Annotated in this window: 14 protein-coding genes; 2 read left to right on the top strand and 12 right to left on the bottom strand. The window is 66.4% G+C overall.

What is annotated here, in order from left to right:
* Positions 1-3: 3 nt before the first annotated feature.
* From hisD to NDN16_RS10720, 8 genes are all read right to left on the bottom strand, one after another.
* Positions 4-1302 carry a histidinol dehydrogenase gene (gene hisD / locus NDN16_RS10685; RefSeq protein WP_251113605.1) on the bottom strand — a complete coding sequence of 433 codons (1299 nt, stop codon included), beginning with the start codon at positions 1300-1302 and terminating at the stop codon, positions 4-6.
* A 19-nt stretch (positions 1303-1321) separates the two neighbouring features.
* A complete protein-coding gene (locus NDN16_RS10690) occupies positions 1322-1777 on the bottom strand; it encodes a DUF2948 family protein (RefSeq protein WP_251113606.1) in 456 nt (151 codons plus the stop codon).
* A gap of 73 nt (positions 1778-1850) precedes the next feature.
* Positions 1851-2642 (bottom strand): creatininase, encoded by a 792-nt coding sequence (locus tag NDN16_RS10695; RefSeq protein ID WP_251113607.1) that lies wholly within the window; start codon positions 2640-2642, stop codon positions 1851-1853.
* On the bottom strand, positions 2635-4134 hold the full coding sequence (locus NDN16_RS10700; RefSeq protein WP_251113608.1) for an amidohydrolase family protein: 1500 nt from the start codon (positions 4132-4134) through the stop codon (positions 2635-2637). Before NDN16_RS10700 ends, NDN16_RS10695 begins: the two co-directional genes overlap by 8 nt.
* A gap of 13 nt (positions 4135-4147) precedes the next feature.
* Positions 4148-5215: an ABC transporter ATP-binding protein gene (locus NDN16_RS10705; protein WP_251113609.1), complete on the bottom strand. Its 1068-nt coding sequence runs from the start codon at positions 5213-5215 to the stop codon at positions 4148-4150.
* A complete protein-coding gene (locus NDN16_RS10710; protein ID WP_251113610.1) occupies positions 5212-6033 on the bottom strand; it encodes an ABC transporter permease in 822 nt (273 codons plus the stop codon). Before NDN16_RS10710 ends, NDN16_RS10705 begins: the two co-directional genes overlap by 4 nt.
* Positions 6030-6875: an ABC transporter permease gene (locus NDN16_RS10715; RefSeq protein WP_251113611.1), complete on the bottom strand. Its 846-nt coding sequence runs from the start codon at positions 6873-6875 to the stop codon at positions 6030-6032. Before NDN16_RS10715 ends, NDN16_RS10710 begins: the two co-directional genes overlap by 4 nt.
* Positions 6876-6890: 15 nt before the next feature.
* Positions 6891-8039, bottom strand: a complete 1149-nt coding sequence (locus NDN16_RS10720) for an ABC transporter substrate-binding protein (protein ID WP_251113612.1) — start codon at positions 8037-8039, stop codon at positions 6891-6893.
* Between the two features lie 356 nt (positions 8040-8395).
* On the opposite strand from NDN16_RS10720, the gene NDN16_RS10725 reads away from it, so the two are divergent.
* Both NDN16_RS10725 and NDN16_RS10730 read left to right on the top strand, forming a co-directional pair.
* Positions 8396-9391 carry a LysR family transcriptional regulator gene (locus tag NDN16_RS10725; protein WP_251113613.1) on the top strand — a complete coding sequence of 332 codons (996 nt, stop codon included), beginning with the start codon at positions 8396-8398 and terminating at the stop codon, positions 9389-9391.
* A 66-nt stretch (positions 9392-9457) separates the two neighbouring features.
* Positions 9458-10939 (top strand): hypothetical protein, encoded by a 1482-nt coding sequence (locus NDN16_RS10730; protein ID WP_251113614.1) that lies wholly within the window; start codon positions 9458-9460, stop codon positions 10937-10939.
* Between the two features lie 52 nt (positions 10940-10991).
* Here the strand turns inward: NDN16_RS10730 and NDN16_RS10735 are convergent, their stop codons facing one another.
* The 4 genes from NDN16_RS10735 to zwf all read right to left on the bottom strand — a co-directional run bounded on the left by NDN16_RS10735 (position 10992) and on the right by zwf (position 17119).
* The gene (locus NDN16_RS10735) at positions 10992-12956 is read right to left on the bottom strand and encodes a polysaccharide biosynthesis protein (protein ID WP_251113615.1); all 1965 of its coding nucleotides are present in this window, start codon (positions 12954-12956) and stop codon (positions 10992-10994) included.
* Between the two features lie 145 nt (positions 12957-13101).
* Positions 13102-14919: a phosphogluconate dehydratase gene (edd, locus tag NDN16_RS10740; RefSeq protein WP_251113616.1), complete on the bottom strand. Its 1818-nt coding sequence runs from the start codon at positions 14917-14919 to the stop codon at positions 13102-13104.
* A 10-nt stretch (positions 14920-14929) separates the two neighbouring features.
* Positions 14930-15631, bottom strand: coding sequence for a 6-phosphogluconolactonase (gene pgl / locus NDN16_RS10745; protein ID WP_251113617.1), 702 nt, complete (start codon positions 15629-15631; stop codon positions 14930-14932).
* A 9-nt stretch (positions 15632-15640) separates the two neighbouring features.
* The gene (gene zwf / locus NDN16_RS10750; RefSeq protein ID WP_251113618.1) at positions 15641-17119 is read right to left on the bottom strand and encodes a glucose-6-phosphate dehydrogenase; all 1479 of its coding nucleotides are present in this window, start codon (positions 17117-17119) and stop codon (positions 15641-15643) included.
* Positions 17120-17335: the final 216 nt, after the last annotated feature.

Below are 17335 nucleotides of genomic sequence, written 5' to 3' on the forward strand. Positions count from 1 at the left end.
GCCTCAGGACATGTTCAGCCGGATGGACACCGAGCGTGCATGGGCGTCCAGCCCTTCCACACGCGCCAGTTCCACCGCTGCCGGCGCGAGGGCCGCGAGGCTTTCGGGCGTCAGCTTCAGGACGGATGTGCGCTTCATGAAATCCAGGACGCCGAGCCCCGACGAGAAGCGCGCCGAACGGGCCGTGGGCAGGACATGGTTGGACCCCGAGACATAGTCGCCGATGACTTCCGGCGTATGCCGGCCCAGGAAGGCAGCGCCGGCGTCCGTGATGCGATCCAGCAGGCGCTCCGGTTCGGCGGTGGCGATCTCCAGATGTTCCGCGGCGATTCGATCGGCCAGCAGCGGAGCATCGCGCTCGAGATCCTGCACCAGGATTACGGCGCCGAAATCGTCCCAGCTTGCCCTGGCGGTTGTCTCGCGCGGGAGGCGGCGCAATTGCCGGTCCACGGCCTCCATGACGGACTGCGCGAAGCTGGCGTCATCCGTGATCAGGATCGACTGCGCCGCGGTATCGTGCTCGGCCTGCGCCAGGAGGTCGGCCGCGACCCAGTCGGGATTGTTGTCGCGGTCGGCGATGACGAGCACTTCCGACGGGCCGGCGATCATGTCGATGCCCACCGTGCCGAAGACCTGCCGCTTGGCTGCCGCGACATAGGCGTTGCCCGGACCGACGATCTTGGCGACGGGCGCGATGCTCTCGGTGCCGTAGGCGAGCGCCGCCACAGCCTGCGCCCCGCCGATGCGGTAGATTTCGTCGACGCCGGCAAGGTGCGCCGCCGCCAGCACCAGCGGGTTCAATTCCCCCGAGCGCGCCGGAACCACCATGGCGATGCGGCCGACACCGGCCACGACCGCCGGCACGGCGTTCATCAGGACCGAGGACGGATAGCTGGCGGCGCCGCCGGGTACGTACAGGCCCACCGACCGGATCGCCGTCCAGCGCGCGCCGAGCGTGGCACCCAGCGCATCCGTATAGAGGTCGTCCGCGGGGCGCTGCCGCTCGTGGTGGCGCCGGATTCGCTCATGCGCGAATTTCAGGGCATCCATGGTTGCCTGCGGCGTCGCCTCGACCGCGGCGGCGATCTCTTCGGGCCCGACGCGCAAACCGCTGGAGGCAAGGTCCAGTCCATCGAAGCGGCGTGTCAGATCGACGAGTGCTGCATCGCCTTCCGAGCGGATCCGGGCGATGATGCTGCGGACGGCCTCCTCGACATCGGGCGAGGCTTCGCGCTTCGTCCCCAGGAAGGTTTCGAAGCGGCTTTCGAAATCCGGCTCCCCCGCATTCAGCCTGATCGGCACAGGATACTCCCTAAAAACGTCAGGCCCGGTCGTGGTCGGGCACCGCATCCGTGCTCCAGGCTGCTCCGAGGTCGGACAGCTGGGCTTCGATGCATTCGACCTGAAGCCTTATCGTAGCGTCGCCGGCAAAGACAAGCTCGATGACGCCGGAGGGCGCGTCCGTCTCTTCGAAGCGGATTGCGAGAAGGTCCAGCACCTCGTCCGGCATGCTCGTGGCGATGCCCTGCTGCCGCACCGAAACGACACGGTCGAAATGCAGGACGGAGCGGCGACGCTCGCGGCTGCGCCGGCGAAACCGAGCAAACCCCTTGCGCTCGTCCGCAGCCTCCCAGGCGAAGCGATTCATCACGATGACGAACCGCCTGCCATGCGGCTCGAAGGTGAGATCCTGCGTCTTCATGACGGCGTCCTGGCAACATGCCGAGATGATCTGTAGGTCCTGGGCGTCGAGCGCCATGAGGCGTAGGTCTGTCATGGGCCGCTTCGTGTGGTTTAAGTCCGGAACCCATGTAGAGCAGATCGAGCGAAAGTGGAAACGCCGCGATCCGCTAGCCGCCGGCCTTCGCGAAGAAGGCCGACAGCGCCGCGGCGATATCGGGCACCACCTGCTCCACCACCACGCGCCCCTTTTGCGCGCTGGCGCTTGCCGCGGAACTGAGAACGCCATCTTCTGGAATGGTCGACAGGTCGAACGGATAGGGGTCGAAGGGCGGAAACTCCGCCGGCGGATGATCGGGTATCAGGTCTGCCCGTACGAGGTCGGGCCGCAGGTGCAGCATGACCGAGGTTTCCATGACGGCGGCATGTTCGAGCGCCCAGCTGACGAGCCCGTCCGGGAAGAGGATCTCTTCCGTTTCGGGGGTGATGAATTCCCAGTAGCCTAGCTTGATCGCGCGGACGGTGTCGATGCCTTCGCGCCGCTGGTCGCGCAGCATCAGGTCGATCGCCTCGGTGATGAACCACTGGTTCTCCATATGGCCGTCGAACACCACGATGTGGCGGATGCCGTGACGCACGAGCTCGTTCATCACATCGCGCAGCACGGCAATCAGCGTGGATGCGTCGAGGCTGAGCGTGCCGGGGAAATGGTTGCCGCCGCCTGTCTTCGGCTGGGATTTGTAGCCGTAGGAGATGGGCGGCGCGACGAGCGCGCCCATTCGCGCGGCGACGCGCATGGCGATCTCCTCGGGCAGGACGACATCCGTCGACAGCGGCAAATGCGGGCCGTGCTGCTCGATGGAGCCGACCGGCAGCAGCACCACCGGCGGCCCTTCCTGGACGAGGCGTCGGAAATCGTAGGAGGTGAGGTCCGCGATGCGGAGCGGGTGCGTTTCAAGCATCGGAGGCCCACCGGGTCATGCCGACGTCCATTCCGTAACAGCGCTTGACGACCTTTTCGAAGGCCGGCTCGAGCGCGCGGTTGGCGGCTTCGACGCCCAGCGTATACTCCTGAAACGCGGGCATCATCTCGCGCAGCTCGGCCAGCAGCGCCCTCTCGTCCACCCTGGTCAGGCGTCCGCCATCCACCACCATCTCGCCGTTGACGAAAACCTTCTCGATGGAGGATCCGTTCTCGCAGTAGACGAGGTGCTGGGTGAGATCGTTCAACGGCGTGAAGCTGGCGGTCTCCATGTCCAGCACCAGGAAGTCGGCCTTCTTGCCGGCCTCCAGCGAGCCCGTCTCATCCTGCAGCAGCGCAGTGCGCGCTCCGCCGAGCGTTGCGGCATGCAGGACTTCGGATGCCGTCAGCCAGCGCTTCCAGTCCGGGTTGTTCACCTTGTGCATCAGGCCGGCAGCCTTCATCACGTCGAATATGCGCGGCGTATCGTTGGAACATATGCCATCCGATCCGAGACCGACGTTGACGCCGGCCTCGATGAGCTTGCGCACCGGAGCCGTCCCCGCGCCGAGCTTCTGGTTGGAGATGGCGTTGTGGGCAACGGAAACGCCGGCCCGCCCCATGCGGGCGATGTCGTCGTCGCTGACCCAGATCGAATGGGCGATCGTCGTCCATGGGTTGAGGAGGCCAAGGTCGTCCATGTAGGCCATCAGCGACTTGCCGTAGAACTCCGGCCCCGTGACGCCCTGCACCTTGGTCTCGACGATATGGGTATGGAACGGGGCTTGCCATTCCTTCGCCAGCTCGTTGGCAGCCTGCATCAGGTCCACCGTGCAGCGTTGCGGGGCGGAGGGGGCGAGCATGGTGCGGATGCGGCCCGAACGGCCATGGAAGCGGGAATGCGCCTCCTTCACGAAGGCGAGATAGTCCGGCGTGGACATCGGGATCAGGCGGCCGATCTCGTCCTGCAGATCCTGCGATACGTAATCGCGCGTGAAGGGAATCGTGTCGAGGAAGTTGCGGTTGACCACATGGGCCGAAACCGTGGCCCGGATGCCGACGTCGTCATAGGCGTCGATGGCCGCGCCCATGAGTTCCAGCTCGGAACGGGGGCTTTCGTAGAGATCGTCGGTGATGCAGGTGACGCCGGTGCGCAGGGATTCCATCGCCACCAGCATGCTGCGAAGGTAGACCAGGCGCGGCGGCAACGCCTTCGCGGCGCGGATCGGGTAGGAATAGAGCATCCAGATTTCGAGCGGCATGTTGTCGTAGCGGCCCTTGAACAGGGCTTCGTTGGAATGCAGATGCGCATTGACGAGGCCCGGCATGACCAGCTTGCCGCCGCCGTCGAGCGTGGGGGTGCCCTCGGCTGCGTCGAGGTTTGTGCCGATGGCCGCGATCCGATCCCCTTCGACCAGCATGTCGCCGGTGAAGGGCTCCATGCCGGATTGGCCGCCGGCCAGGATCGTCGCGCCCTTGATCAGGATGCTCATGGATTGAACGCCTTCAGTTTGTGATGAGGTAGCCGGAATCGTCGCGCCAGCTTGCGAAGACCCTGGCGCCCGGCAGGTAGGCTTGCGCCTCGATGGCGCCCGAGGCCACCACGGCCTTCAGCTCCTGCCCGCCGGCGCATTCCAGGAAGACGGTCAGCGACGCGCCGTTGAAATCGGTCGTGGCCACGCTTGCCGCGACGCCGCCATCGGCGGGCGCCGCGGACGACAGCACGATCTTGTCCGCGCCCACCACGAGGGTCGCCGGGCCAGGGGAGGCCGCCGGCCCGGCGATGCCGAACGTGCCGATGGCCGTATCGATGACCTGGCGTCCGCCATCCTGCCGCACGGTGCCGGGCACGAGATTGGAGCCGCCGAGAAACTCGGCCACGAAGCTGTTTGCGGCACGGCGATAGAGCGCGCGGGGCGCGCCGACCTGCTGTACCTTGCCCTCGTTCATGATGACGACGCGGTCGGCCATGGCGAAAGCCTCGGACGGGCTGTGCGTGACGCAGACGAAGGCGATGCCGAGCTCCCGGTGCAGGCGGACCAGCTCCGCCTGCATGCGCACCTTCAGATGCGGGTCGAGGGCGCTGAGCGGCTCGTCGAGCAGCAGCAGCTCCGGCTCGGTGGCCAAGGCCCGTGCCAGCGCCACGCGCTGGCGCTGGCCGCCCGATAGTTGATGCGGCAGCCGCCCGGCAAGCGCTGCGATGCCCATTCGCTCCAGCCACTCGTCTACCTTGATGCGGCGGATGGCGGCTTCGACCGAGCGCTGCTTGAGCCCGAACTCGACATTGTCGCGCACCGTCATGAATGGAAACAGGGCATAGTTCTGCCAGACCAGCGGCGTATCGCGGGCCCAGGGATGGTCGTCGTTGATGCGCCGCCCCCAGAGGCGGATGTCGCCGCGCGTCGGCCGTTCCAGCCCGGCGATCATGCGCAGGGTCGTCGTCTTTCCGCAGCCGGACGGCCCCATCAGCGCGATGAACTCGCCCTTGTGCACGGCAAGGCTGACATCCTCCACCGCCATCTGCCCGTCATAGCTCTTGCCGACGGCGGACAGCTCCAGCATGGCTTGCGTCATGGATTGTTTCCCTTGATGCGGCCAGCCGCCAGCCGCCGGGCAGCGATAAGCTGCGCCAGCGCCACCAGCACGATCGAGACGGCGAAGACGAGCGCCCCGACCGCGTTGATGCGCGGGCTGACCTGTCCTTGCAGCATGGCCAGCACACGGACGGGCAGCGTTTCGTTGAGCCCGGAGATGAACCACGCGACCATGAATTCGTCGAAGGAGACCGAAGCCGTGATGAGCAGCGCAGCGGCGATGGCCGGCATGGCGAAGGGGACGACGATCCGGCGCAACGCCATCCACTGGCCGCAGCCGAGGTTCCAGGCGGCGGGTTCGAGATCCTTGTCGAGGTCGGCGAGCCGCATGCGGATGAGCGCCATGGCGAAAGGCGCGCAGATCACCACATGGGCGGCCACGAGGCCGGGAATGGTGCCCGACAGGCCGATGCGGCCCTGGAAGCTGAGCATCGCCACGCCCATGATGACGACGGGCACGGTCGGCGGCAGCGTGGCCAGCGCCATGTAGACGGCCTTGCCGAAGAAGCGATAGCGATAATCGACATAGGCGGCGGTGAAGCCGAGCGCGGTCGATATCACCGCCGCGAAGCCTGCGACGACGAGACTGTTGCCGAGCCCGCGCCGTACCGTCGCGTCGGCGAAGATGGCCTCGTACCATTGCAGGGAGAAGCCTCCCCACGGCAGCGAGGGAAAGCGGTCCGCGTTGAAGGAGAAGACGACCGTCGACAGGATCGGCGCGAAGATGAACAGGAAGGCTACCGCCGCCCAGGCGGACAGCAGGCAATTGATGATGCGACCCGTCGTGTCGGTCTTCATGACGGGCGTCTTCCATAGGCGAGCTTCATCAGGATGCCGAGCACGGCGGTGAGCGTCAGGATCATCACCACGGCGACGACCGACGCGCGGGGCCAGTGATTGCCGGATTTGACCTGGTCGGCGATCAGGATGGACAGGGTCGGCGGATTGGATCCGCCCAGAAATTGCGGACTGATGTAATCCCCGAAGCACAGGATGAAGGCGAAGGCGGCAGCCAGGACCAGCCCCACCCGTGCCGAAGGCACGACGATGCGCAATACGGTCGCCATGCGGCCGCAGCCGAGGTTGTGTGCGGCCTGCACCAGGGTCCTGTCGACCGCGCCCAGCGCTATGGTTTGCAGCAGGATGACCAGCGGCGCTGTCAGCGTCAGATAGCCGATGAAGGTGCCCGCCGGCGTATTCAGGACGGAAGGTGCATCGAGGCCGAATGGCGTAACGAGCGCATGGATGATGCCGGACGGGCTGAAGAAGATCTGCATCGAATAGATGCGGACCGGAAAGCTCGTGAAGAAGGGCACCAGAAGCAGGCCGGCCAGCAGCAGCCGCCAGCGTGCCGGCGCTTTGAACGCCAGGGCGTAGGATACCGGGAAGGCGAAGAGGCTGACGGCAAGCGCGGCGAGCGCGGACAGGACGAATGTGTAGACGAAGGCGCTCTGGAAGAAGCCGGCCGAGAGCACCGTTTCCCAATTGGCCAGCGTGAAGTCCGGCCGCAAGCGGAAGTTGCGCACGGACCAGAAGGTCATCGCGACCAGGAAGAGAAGCGGGGCCACGAAGAACGCGGCCTGCCACAGGAACATGGGCAGGCCGAGGACAAGGCCGAAGCGGGAGCGGCGCACGGTCATCCGGCCGGCCGTTCGTTACATCGCCTTGAATTCGGACCAGGTATCATTCCAGGTTTCGATATCCTGCTGTACCGGCGTCTGGCGGATGTGGATCTTGCCTTCCTTGTACTCGTCCATGACGTTGCGGGCGTCGAAGGTGTGGCGCAGCTTCACGGCGTCCTCGGGCGCCTGCGCATTCATCATCTCCCAGCCCTTCCTGTTGGGGATGGAAGCCCAGTAGGCCGGCAGGCGGGCCGATCGGAACTGGCCTTCCGGCGAACTGGCATACTGGATGAACTTCCTGGCCAGGTCCTTCTTGGTGGAGCTGGAGACGATGGACATGGATTCGGTCCACTGGATGCCGCCCTGTTCCGGCACGACGGCATCCACGGGCACGCCCTCGTTCTGCAGCAGAAGCACGACCCAGTCGCCGATGCCGGGAATGACGGCGGCCGTGCCGTTGGTCAGCATGGCGAACTGGTCGGCCATGGAATAGAAGCCGCTGGTCTGCGGACGCAGGGAGAAGAGCGTTTCCGTCAGCTTCTCGTAGGCCGTCTCGTCGATGTCGAACGGCGATGCGTTGCCGTCGTACAGGCTGAGGCAGCCCATGGTGGGCAGGTACCAGTCGAAGAAGCCGACCTTGCCCTTGACCTTCTCGTTCCACAGCGCCTCGTAGGACGAGACGTCTTCGGCACTCAGCATGTCGGTCCGGTAGGCGAGGCCCAGATAGCCGAAGCGGATCATGACGGAATAGAGCTCGTCGTTGACCCAGTGCAGAGGAAACTTCTGGAATTCCGGCCAGTAGTCGGCCAGCGGATAGTCGGCGGGGTCGAGAGCGTCGATGAAGCCGCCATCCTGCAGCATGCCGATATATTCCGCATCGGCCAGGACGACGTCGAACGATCCGGGGGGCGACTGGTTCATCAGCGCCAGCATCGGCTCCCCACCGACATATTCCTTGGCGACGACTTTCACGCCATGCGCGTCCTCGAACGGCTTGACGAAGGCCGGGTCGCCGTGTCCCGGCCACGTCAGGATGTTGAGGACGTTCTCCTGCGCCATGGAGGCTCCCGTTCCGAGCCCCAATGCAGCCGAACCCGCAAGCGCGCCCGCGCCTTGAAGCACGGTTCTGCGTGTCGGCCTGAGAAGAAGTTCGCGCGGATCGCGGATCAGGAAGCGGCTCATGGAAAGACCTTCTGGGCGTCGTATCGTGCCGCGACTGTGCATGAGCCGTTCCGGAAACGGAAAGACGAAAAACCGATCACTGCCCATAGGATGCTCCTATGACAATGCAAACCATGGGACGTCGCATCGACAGCCGTCGTTGAATTCATTGATGTTATTGCGGTGACAAAACCGTCTGCGTTAAAATGCGGCAAATCCGGCGATTTCATTGCTTTGAAAAGCATCACTTATTCTATGGCGCTAATACCCAAGTTCAAAATTGAATGATCATTGTTTAGGCTATTGCCTATACCTTGAGCAAGTTGACAGATGACGTTCGAGTAACCATAGGTAGTTCCGAACGCAGGTCGAGGCGGATGGACTTTCGGCAACTCAGATATTTCGTCGCGATTGCCGACAGCGGCACCTTCTCCCGTGCAGCCGAAACGCTGCGTATCTCGCAACCCTCGCTCAGCCAGCAGATCCGGAACCTGGAGGACGAGCTCGGCGTCGAGCTTCTGTCCCGCCATGCGCGCGGCGTCGCACTGACCGAACTCGGCCAGCAATTCTACGACCATGCGCGGCGGATCCTGTCCGGCGTCGAGCGGGCCCGGGAAGTCGTGAATGCGCGCCGGGAGCATCCGCGCGGGCGTATATCGGTGGGCCTGCCGACCTCGGCCGCACGCAACCTGTCCCTGCCGCTGTTCCGGGAACTCGCGGAACGCGGGCCCAACATCGAACTCCATATCGTCGAGGCGATGTCGGGCTATCTGGACGATTTCGTACAGGGCGGACGGCTGGACGTCGCCTTGCTCTACGATCATCGGGCCTATGAGGATGTCGCCTGGACGGAGCTTGTCGTCGAGGATCTGTGCCTGTTCGTATCGCCGCGCCATCCCTGGGCCCGGCGCCGTCAGGTGGCATTCGACCGGGTGTTCGACATGCCGCTCGTCTTGCCGGGCCGCCCGCACGCGCTGCGGACGGTGGTCGAGCGGTTGGCGGCGCGGCGCGGCGTTACGGCAGACGCGCTGGATTGCGACAGCCTTCCCGCCATCGCCCGGCTGGTCACCTCCGAAGGGTTCGGCGCGATCATGCCGCATTTCGCCTTTCTGGACGAGCTGGCGCGGGGCGAGATGGTGGCGCTGGATATTTGCGATCCAACGCCGTCCTGGCGCCTGTCGGTCGTCGTGTCGCAGCGAACCGTCAACCCGCGGGGCAGCGAAGCGGTGGCGCGTGCGCTCGGCGATGTGATCGCACGGCTGGTCGGCGAGGGAACATGGCGTGCGCGGCTGTCGCAGCCGGCTGTCCCGGCCCTGTCGCCGGACGGCGGCAAGACCTTGGCGACAGGTGACAGGCGGCAACCGCAGGTTTAACAGTTTGTTTGCCATGTTTCGGCAAGACTGAAGGCCGCACGCGCCGCATCATCCAGGACCCGCTTCATGCCCCGTAACACCCCGCCGCACCCCGACGGTACAGCGCGGAAGCGCCCGCCCGCCGCCTTGCGCTGGGGCGTCGTCCTGCTTGTCGCCGCCGCACTCGGAGCCGTCGCGGGCATGGCCTTCGATCGACTGTCCGATCCGGTCTACTCGGCGGTTGCGCGCATCGCGCTGGAGCCGGATGCCTACCGCGCCGAAGAGGGTGGGGACGACGCGATCCTGATGCCGCGCCTGCGCGGGAAGCTTGCGCAGATCACGGGGGATGACGTCCTGGCCGCGGCGTCTTCGGATCCGGCGGACCTGCGCAGCCGGGTGACCGTTCACAGCCCGCCCGGGGAATTGACGGCCGATATCCTCGTGCGGGCCGCGACGGCCGGGGCCGCGGCAAAGGAGGCCGATGCCATCGCACGCGCCTTCGCAGATCGCGAGGCGCGTGACGCCGAAGGCCGGCGCACGGCGGAGCGGGAGGAAGCGGAGCGTCGGGTGCGTGAGGCGCAGTCCGCCCTGGCGCAAGCCGAATCCGCGCTGGCCATGGCGCGGCCCGCGGCCGGACCGTCGATCGATGCCGACGCGCCGGATGCAGAGATGTCGCGCCTGCAGCGGCAACTGGCTGCGCTGCAGCGGGCCGGCGCCGGCGAGCCCGGCGGCGGCGACCTGCCTGAAAGCGTCCGCACCTTGTCCGAAAGGCGGGATGCGGCGGCCGCCGAACTCGGCCTTCTGTCGCGAACCTATGGGCCTCGGCATCCGCGGCGCGTGGAGGCCGCAAGGCGGTTGGCCGCGGCAGAGGCCGCGACCCGGCAGGAGGCGACCCGCCTGGCGGCGGAGCGACAGGCGGCCATTGATGCCGCCAGGACCGCCCCGGTCCGGCCTTCCCCCGTCGAAGCGGCTGCGGCAGACCCCGCCCCGGAAGCGGCCGAGGTGGACCGGCTGCGGGCCGCGCTGTCGGAGGCCGACGCCTCGCTGGACGAATTGGCTCGCCGTCCGGCATCGGCCCCGGTGACCATGGTCATCGCGGCCGAGCCGCCCGCCATGCGCGATGGCCCGTCGGAGGCGGCCTACGCCGTTATGGGGGCGGCCGGGGGCATCCTGGCCGGGCTCTTCATTCTTGCGGTTTTCGGCCTTTCGCGCGCCATCGGGCAGGGCGCGCGCCGGCCGGAGATGGTGCTGTCGGACGTATCCTATGCGCCGGTCGATCTGGCGCGGCGCGGCGACGCGTTGCGGCTTTCAGCTCCGGCCGAAACCGCCGAAGCGCCGCGTGACCCAGGCCCACAGACCGATCCTCGGCAGGACCGGCAGGCCGAAGCGACCGGCGAACGGCCGGCGGACGAAGAGGTTCTCCGCCGCCGCGAGCGGCTGCGCCGCGAACTGCGCGAGATGACGGCGCGGCGACAGGCACAACTGGATGGAGGCGGCGCGGCGCGGATCTTGAGTGCCGAAGAGTTGCAGCGCCGCCACGACGAGCGTAACGGGCCGTACCGACTTTAGCTGAAGCGCTTCCATTCTCCATGGGAACGGAAACGCCTTTCAGACCGGCATGTCAGGACGCCGGCGGCGCGGGAAGCGACGGCGCCGTGCCCGCATTGTCGGTCAGCCCCGGACGCTCGCCCTGCGCGGGGCGGTAATCGGGGACGATATGCGACAGGAGCGCGATGGCGCGGCAGGCGTCGTTGGCGCGGATCGCCTTTTCCAGGGCTTCGAAATTCCGCTTCAGGAACGATGTGTCCGACACGCGGGAGCTGGCCGCCAGCAGCCCGTCGCGCCCGGTCCGCTCGATGATCTCGCCGTCGCCGAACAGTTCCTCGTAAAGCTTCTCGCCGGGGCGCAGGCCAATATATTCGATGGCGATATCGACGCCGGGGCGCAGGCCGGCAAGCTGGATCAGCCTTTCGGCCAGCTCGGCGATCAGGATGGGCTCGCCCATGTCCAGCACGAAGATCCGACCCCGCTCGGTGCGCGCCGCAACACCGTGCCCCGCGGCATGCAGGATCAGCCGGCAGGCCTCCGGGATGGTCATGAAGAACCGGGTGATCTTGGGATGGGTGACCGTCAGCGGGCCGCCGCGCTGCAACTGCGACTGGAACAGGGGGATGACCGAGCCGGCCGAGCCGAGCACGTTGCCGAAGCGGACCGTCATGAAGCGGGTGGCGCTGCCCGAAAGGTCGAGCGCCTGGCAATAGGCCTCGGCCGCGCGCTTGGTGGCGCCCATGACATTGGCGGGGTTGACCGCCTTGTCGGTGGATACCATCACGAAGGCGGCCGCTTCGGACGCCAGGGCGGCGTCGGCGACGTTGCGGGTGCCGAGCAGGTTCGTTTCTATTCCTTCGACCGGGTTGTGCTCCACCAGCGGCACATGCTTCAGGGCTGCGGCGTGGAAGACGACATCCGGCTTGAAGGCGGTGAATGCCGCAAGAACACGGTCGGCCATGCGGACGTCGAGGATCCGCTCTTCCGTCTCCACGCCCGGGAAGGAAGCCGCAAGCTGGCGCCCGATGGAATAGAGGTTGAACTCGGAACTGTCGATCAGCAGCAGCTTCCTGGGCTGGAAGGCCGCGATCTGCTTGCAGAGTTCCGACCCGATGCTGCCGCCCGCGCCGGTGACGGCGATGGCGCGGTCGTTGATCAGCTGCGCGACTTCGCGGATTTCCAGGTTCACTTCGCGGCGGCCGAGCAGGTCTTCCAGCGAGACGGGCAGCGCCTCGATGGGCGCCTCGCTGTCGACGCCGCCGGCCTTCGAGATGTCGGGCAGGCGCTTGACGGCGATCTTCAGCGGGGCTGCCGCTTCCACCACGTCGGACATGTCGAGGGGCGGCAGGTTGGTCTGCGTGACGACGATCTGCGAGATGGGGCTGGCCGACAGCTCGTTCTTGCGGGCCAGGGTGGTGAGAGACGACAGATCCCCCACGACCCGGACTCCGTGCAGGCGGCGGCGCCAGTTCTTGGGCCGTGGGTCCAGGATGGCGACGATGTGGGTGTTGGGCTGCGAGCGGCGGGCATTGCGGATGAACAGGTCCGCATTGTCGTTGAAGCCGTAGAGCACGATATGCTCGACCTTGCCGATGCCGATCGGCCGCGTCGCCGTCTCGTTGAAACCGCGCTCCTTGGACAGGCGGTAGATGAGGCGCGGTCCGCCCAGCCCGACGATCATGATGAACCAGCACATCACCAGTGCTGAACGCGGCAGGAAGGCGCCGCGAAACAGGATGAAGTGCCCCAGCAGGAAGACCGTCACGATGGCGGTGACGGCCTTGACGATCGAGACCACGTCGAGCAGCGAGGCATAGCGCCACGCGCCGCTGTTCAGGGAGAACAGCGGAAACATCAGCGCCGACAGGAGGGCGAAGCTGCCGACGATCGCCCAGAGCTGCCAGTAGACGGCAAAGGCGTTGAAGTTCCAGGCGAGGCCCATCGACAGCGCCATCGACAACGCGGCAACCATCACGTCGTGGACGATACCGAGTGAGCGGAGCGACCCGCGCGGCAGATGCGGCTTCGTGTCGAACATGGCCTTCCGGAATCGAGGCGCCGAAGGCGCGACCGGCCCCGTACGCATTGCGACGAATGGTCGGGACGATCGGAGACCGCCCCGGCCATGCCTTCATTCTAGAGCGTTTCCATCCATCAAGGAAGGAGGACGCGTCGCGACCGGCTCAGAAGACGGTCGCACCTTTCGAGGCGGGGCCGACCATTGACCGGAAGATGCCGAACAATTCGCGGCCGACGCCATAATCGTTGGCGGTCAGGTCCGGGGCGGCAACCTCGCGGAGCGCCAGCTCGGCCGGATCGACGAGCAGTTCCAGCGTACCGGCCTCGGCGTCCAGCCGGATCAGGTCGCCGTCGCGGATACGACCGATGACGCCGCCCTCCTTGGCTTCCGGCGTGACGTGAATGGCCGCAGGCACCTTGCCGGACGCGCCCGACATGCGGCCGTCCGTGACCAGGGCGACACTCTGGCCGCGATCCATGAGAACTCCCAGCGTCGGCGTCAGCTTGTGCAGCTCGGGCATGCCGTTCGCCGACGGGCCCTGATACCGGACGACCGCGATGAAGTCGCCCGTCAGCTCGCCGGCGCGGAAGGCGCGCTGCACGGCTTCCTGTCCGTCGAAGACGCGGGCGGGCGCGGTGACGATCCGCCGCTCGGGCTTGACCGCCGAGACCTTGATGACCGCCTTGCCGACATTGCCGTCGAGAACGCGCAACCCGCCATTGGACGAGAACGGCGTGTCCGCGCGCGCCAGAACCTTGGAGTCCAGACTTTCGGCTGGGGCGGCGACGCGCTCCACGCCCACGCCGTCCGCCGCCAGCCTGGCCTCGACCGTGTAGGCCGACAGGCCCATTCCATAAGCCGTGCGGACATCCTCGTGCAGGAGACCGGCGCCCAGCAACTCGCGGATCAGGAAGCCCATGCCGCCTGCTGCGTTGAAATGATTCACGTCGGCCAACCCGTTCGGATACACGCGCGCCAGCAGCGGGGTTATATCCGACAGGTCGGAGATATCCTGCCATGTCAGCGTGATGCCCGCTGCCGCCGCCATCGCGACCAGATGCAGCGTATGGTTTGTGGAGCCGCCGGTGGCGTGCAGCCCGACGACGCCGTTGACGATGGTGCGTTCGTCCACCATCACCCCGACGGGCGTATACTCGTTGCCCAGGGCGGTGATGGCCAGTGCGCGCTGAGCGGCTTCGCGGGTGAGGGCGTCGCGCAGGGGCGTATTCGGATTGACGAAGGAACTGCCGGGCAGGTGCAGGCCCATGATCTCCATGAGCATCTGGTTGGAGTTGGCCGTGCCGTAGAAGGTGCAGGTGCCCGGCCCGTGATAGGATTTCGATTCCGCCTCGAGCAATTCGTCGCGGCCGACCTTGCCTTCCGCATAGAGCTGGCGCACCCGCGCCTTCTCGTCGTTGGGCAGGCCCGACGTCATGGGACCGGCCGGCACGAAGACCGCCGGCAGATGGCCGAAGGTGAGCGCGGCGATGACGAGGCCCGGCACGATCTTGTCGCAGACGCCCAGATAGACCGCCGCGTCGAACATGTCGTGGCTCAGGCCGACAGCGGCCGACAGCGCTATGACATCGCGCGAGAACAGCGAAAGCTCCATGCCGGCCTCGCCCTGCGTGACGCCGTCGCACATGGCGGGCACGCCGCCGGCCACTTGAGCCGTCGCGCCCATGTCGCGGGCTGCCCGCCGGATGATGTCGGGATACCGCTCGTATGGCTGGTGCGCCGACAGCATGTCGTTATAGGCCGTGACGATGCCGAGATTGGGGGCCGCGTCACCTTTCAGGAGCGCCTTGTCGCCGGTTCCGCAGGCAGCGAAGCCGTGGGCGAGGTTGCCGCACCCGAGCGCGGATCGGCGCGGCCGCGATTCGGCGCGGGCCAGGACGCGGGCAAGATAGGCCTCGCGTGCGGCGACCGAGCGTTCGCGGATACGGTCGGTAATTGCAAGGAGGCGTTTGTCGGCACTCATCGGAACCTCCTCAGCGGGCCCAGAATATCTGCAGGTCGTCGCGGCCGTCCTGCCGCAGGACCGCCCGTACGGGCATTTCTTCCAGCGGTCCGTCGGCCAGCGCCAGCCCAAGGGTTTCCCTCTTGTCCTCGCCCTCGATGTGCAGCGCCAGGAAATGCGCCGACAGGAGAAGGGGCAGGGTCAGCGTGACGCGCGGTTCTGCGGCGCCGGGCGCCTCCACGGCGACGACGGCGGCGCCGTCGGTGGGCGCGAGCGCGGCGCCGAGCTGTTCGGAGCCGGGAAAGAACGACGCGGTGTGGCCGTCATTGCCCATGCCCAGGATGGCCGCGTCGAGGGGCCGCGCCAGAACGCCGAACCGCTCCGACAGGTCCGGCGCGGCTTCTTCGGCGGTCCGGCCCGGTATGAAGAAGGGTTCGAAGCGCGCCCTGGCGGCCCTGCCACGGAGAAGTCCGTTGCGGACGAGGCGCGCGTTGGACCGTTCGTTGTCCTCGTCCACCCAACGTTCGTCGACGAGGAAGACGCACACCTTGTCCCATTCGATGTCGGCCTGCGACAGTCGCTCGAACAGGAGGCGCGGTGTCGAGCCGCCGGACACGGCCAGGGACGCGGCGCCCCGTGCGTCGATCGCAGTTGCGAGTACGGCGGCTAGGCCCGTGGCCAGCCCTTCGGCCAGGGCCTCACGCGTCGGATATTCGTGGAAGCGCAGATCCATGGCTCGTCCCTACTCCGGCTCGTGCCAGGTTCTGCCGTCGCGCTCGATGAGCGCGATGGAGCCGGAGGGGCCCCATGTGCCGGCCGTATAACCCTGCGGGCGGATGTCCTTCTCTTCCCAGGCGGACAGGATGGGGCCGACCCATTCCCAGGCCGCCTCCACTTCGTCGCGCCGCATGAACAGCGTCTGGTTGCCGCGGATGACATCCATCAGCAGCCGCTCGTAGGCGTCCGGGTTCCGGACGCCGAAGGACTGGGCGAAGCTCATGTCCAGCGGCACGTGGCGCAGGCGCATCCCGCCGGGGCCGGGGTCCTTGATCATCAGCCACTGCTTCACGCCTTCGTCCGGCTGCAGCCGAAGCACGAGCTGATTCTGCTGCACGTGGCCGGCCGCCCCGCCGAAGATGTTGTGCGGAATGGGCCGGAAGGTCACGACGATCTCGCTCATACGCTGCGTCAGGCGCTTTCCGGTGCGCAGGTAGAAAGGCACGCCGGCCCAGCGCCAGTTGTTGATCTCGGCCTTGATGGCGACGAACGTCTCGGTGTTGCTGGATTCTTCGCCCAGATCCTCGAGATAGCTCTTGGCGGGTCCGCCGTTCGAGGCGCCCGACCGGTACTGGCCGCGCACGGTGACATGCTCGACGTTGCGTGCGTCGATGGGCTTCAGCGCCCGCAGCACTTTCAGCTTCTCGTCGCGCAGGGCATTGCCGTCGATGGCGCCCGGCGGCTCAAGCGCCACCAGGCACATCAGCTGCACGATATGGTTCTGCACCATGTCGCGCAGCGCGCCGGCCTTGTCGTAGTAGCCCGCCCGCCCTTCGAGGCCGACCGATTCGGCGACGGTGATCTGTACGTGGTCCACGAAGGCCGAGTTCCACAACGGCTCGTAGAGCATGTTGGCAAAGCGCAGGGCCATCAGGTTCTGCACCGTCTCCTTGCCGAGATAATGATCGATGCGGAAGACCTGATGTTCCTCGAAATGCTCGCCGATGATCCGGTTCAGCTCGCGAGCGGATTCGAGGTCGCGCCCGACCGGCTTTTCGACAACTAGCCGGGTGCGGTCGTTGACGAGGCCGAAGCTGCGGATGCGCATGGCGAAATCGCCGAACAGCGATGGCCCCACGGCAAGGTAGAAGGCGCGGATCCGGCTCGGCGGCGCCTGGTCCAGCAGCGTCTTCAGCTCGTCCCAGCCGCCATCCGCCCGCGCATCGACCTTCAGGTAGAAGAGCCGGCCGATGAAGCGTTCTATGGCGGCCTCGTCATGGTCTTCCGCGGCGACGAAACGGTCGATCGCCTCGCGTGCGAAGGCACGGTATTCCTCGTCCCCGAGCGCCGTCCGCGATGCGCCGATGATCCGGGAATCGGCAGGGAGCTGACCGTCGAGGTCGCGATGGTAAAGGGCAGGCAGAAGCTTGCGTTCCGCCAGGTCGCCGTTGCCCCCGAAAACAACGTAGTCGAAACTCTCTACCGGGATGATATGGCTGGTCACGAATGGGAATCCTGCTGCAATCCTTGAGTCGGTTATAGGGCGACCCATCGGCGAAGGTAATTCTAATCGATTGAAAATGAAAGATCGCAGCGCCGAATTTCCGAGGCGACGGCCCGGATCTGGCGTTGTGGCGTCCTGCCGGAATGACGCCGCATACGAAGGTAAAATTGCCGGATCAACATTACTACTGACGGTTATATTTCTATAAACAAATAT

The organism is Aureimonas altamirensis (genome assembly GCF_023702225.1).
Taxonomy (GTDB): domain Bacteria; phylum Pseudomonadota; class Alphaproteobacteria; order Rhizobiales; family Rhizobiaceae; genus Aureimonas; species Aureimonas altamirensis_B.

Bases quoted from the DNA above. Each gene is read 5' to 3' on its own strand.
- NDN16_RS10690 (WP_251113606.1), bottom strand. From the start codon at position 1,777: ATGACAGACCTACGCCTCATGGCGCTCGACGCCCAGGACCTACAGATC.
- NDN16_RS10695 (WP_251113607.1), bottom strand. From the start codon at position 2,642: ATGCTTGAAACGCACCCGCTCCGCATCGCGGACCTCACCTCCTACGAT.
- NDN16_RS10700 (WP_251113608.1), bottom strand. From the start codon at position 4,134: ATGAGCATCCTGATCAAGGGCGCGACGATCCTGGCCGGCGGCCAATCC.
- NDN16_RS10705 (WP_251113609.1), bottom strand. From the start codon at position 5,215: ATGACGCAAGCCATGCTGGAGCTGTCCGCCGTCGGCAAGAGCTATGAC.
- NDN16_RS10710 (WP_251113610.1), bottom strand. From the start codon at position 6,033: ATGAAGACCGACACGACGGGTCGCATCATCAATTGCCTGCTGTCCGCC.
- NDN16_RS10715 (WP_251113611.1), bottom strand. From the start codon at position 6,875: ATGACCGTGCGCCGCTCCCGCTTCGGCCTTGTCCTCGGCCTGCCCATG.
- NDN16_RS10720 (WP_251113612.1), bottom strand. From the start codon at position 8,039: ATGAGCCGCTTCCTGATCCGCGATCCGCGCGAACTTCTTCTCAGGCCG.
- NDN16_RS10725 (WP_251113613.1), top strand. From the start codon at position 8,396: ATGGACTTTCGGCAACTCAGATATTTCGTCGCGATTGCCGACAGCGGC.
- NDN16_RS10730 (WP_251113614.1), top strand. From the start codon at position 9,458: ATGCCCCGTAACACCCCGCCGCACCCCGACGGTACAGCGCGGAAGCGC.
- NDN16_RS10735 (WP_251113615.1), bottom strand. From the start codon at position 12,956: ATGTTCGACACGAAGCCGCATCTGCCGCGCGGGTCGCTCCGCTCACTC.
- edd (WP_251113616.1), bottom strand. From the start codon at position 14,919: ATGAGTGCCGACAAACGCCTCCTTGCAATTACCGACCGTATCCGCGAA.
- pgl (WP_251113617.1), bottom strand. From the start codon at position 15,631: ATGGATCTGCGCTTCCACGAATATCCGACGCGTGAGGCCCTGGCCGAA.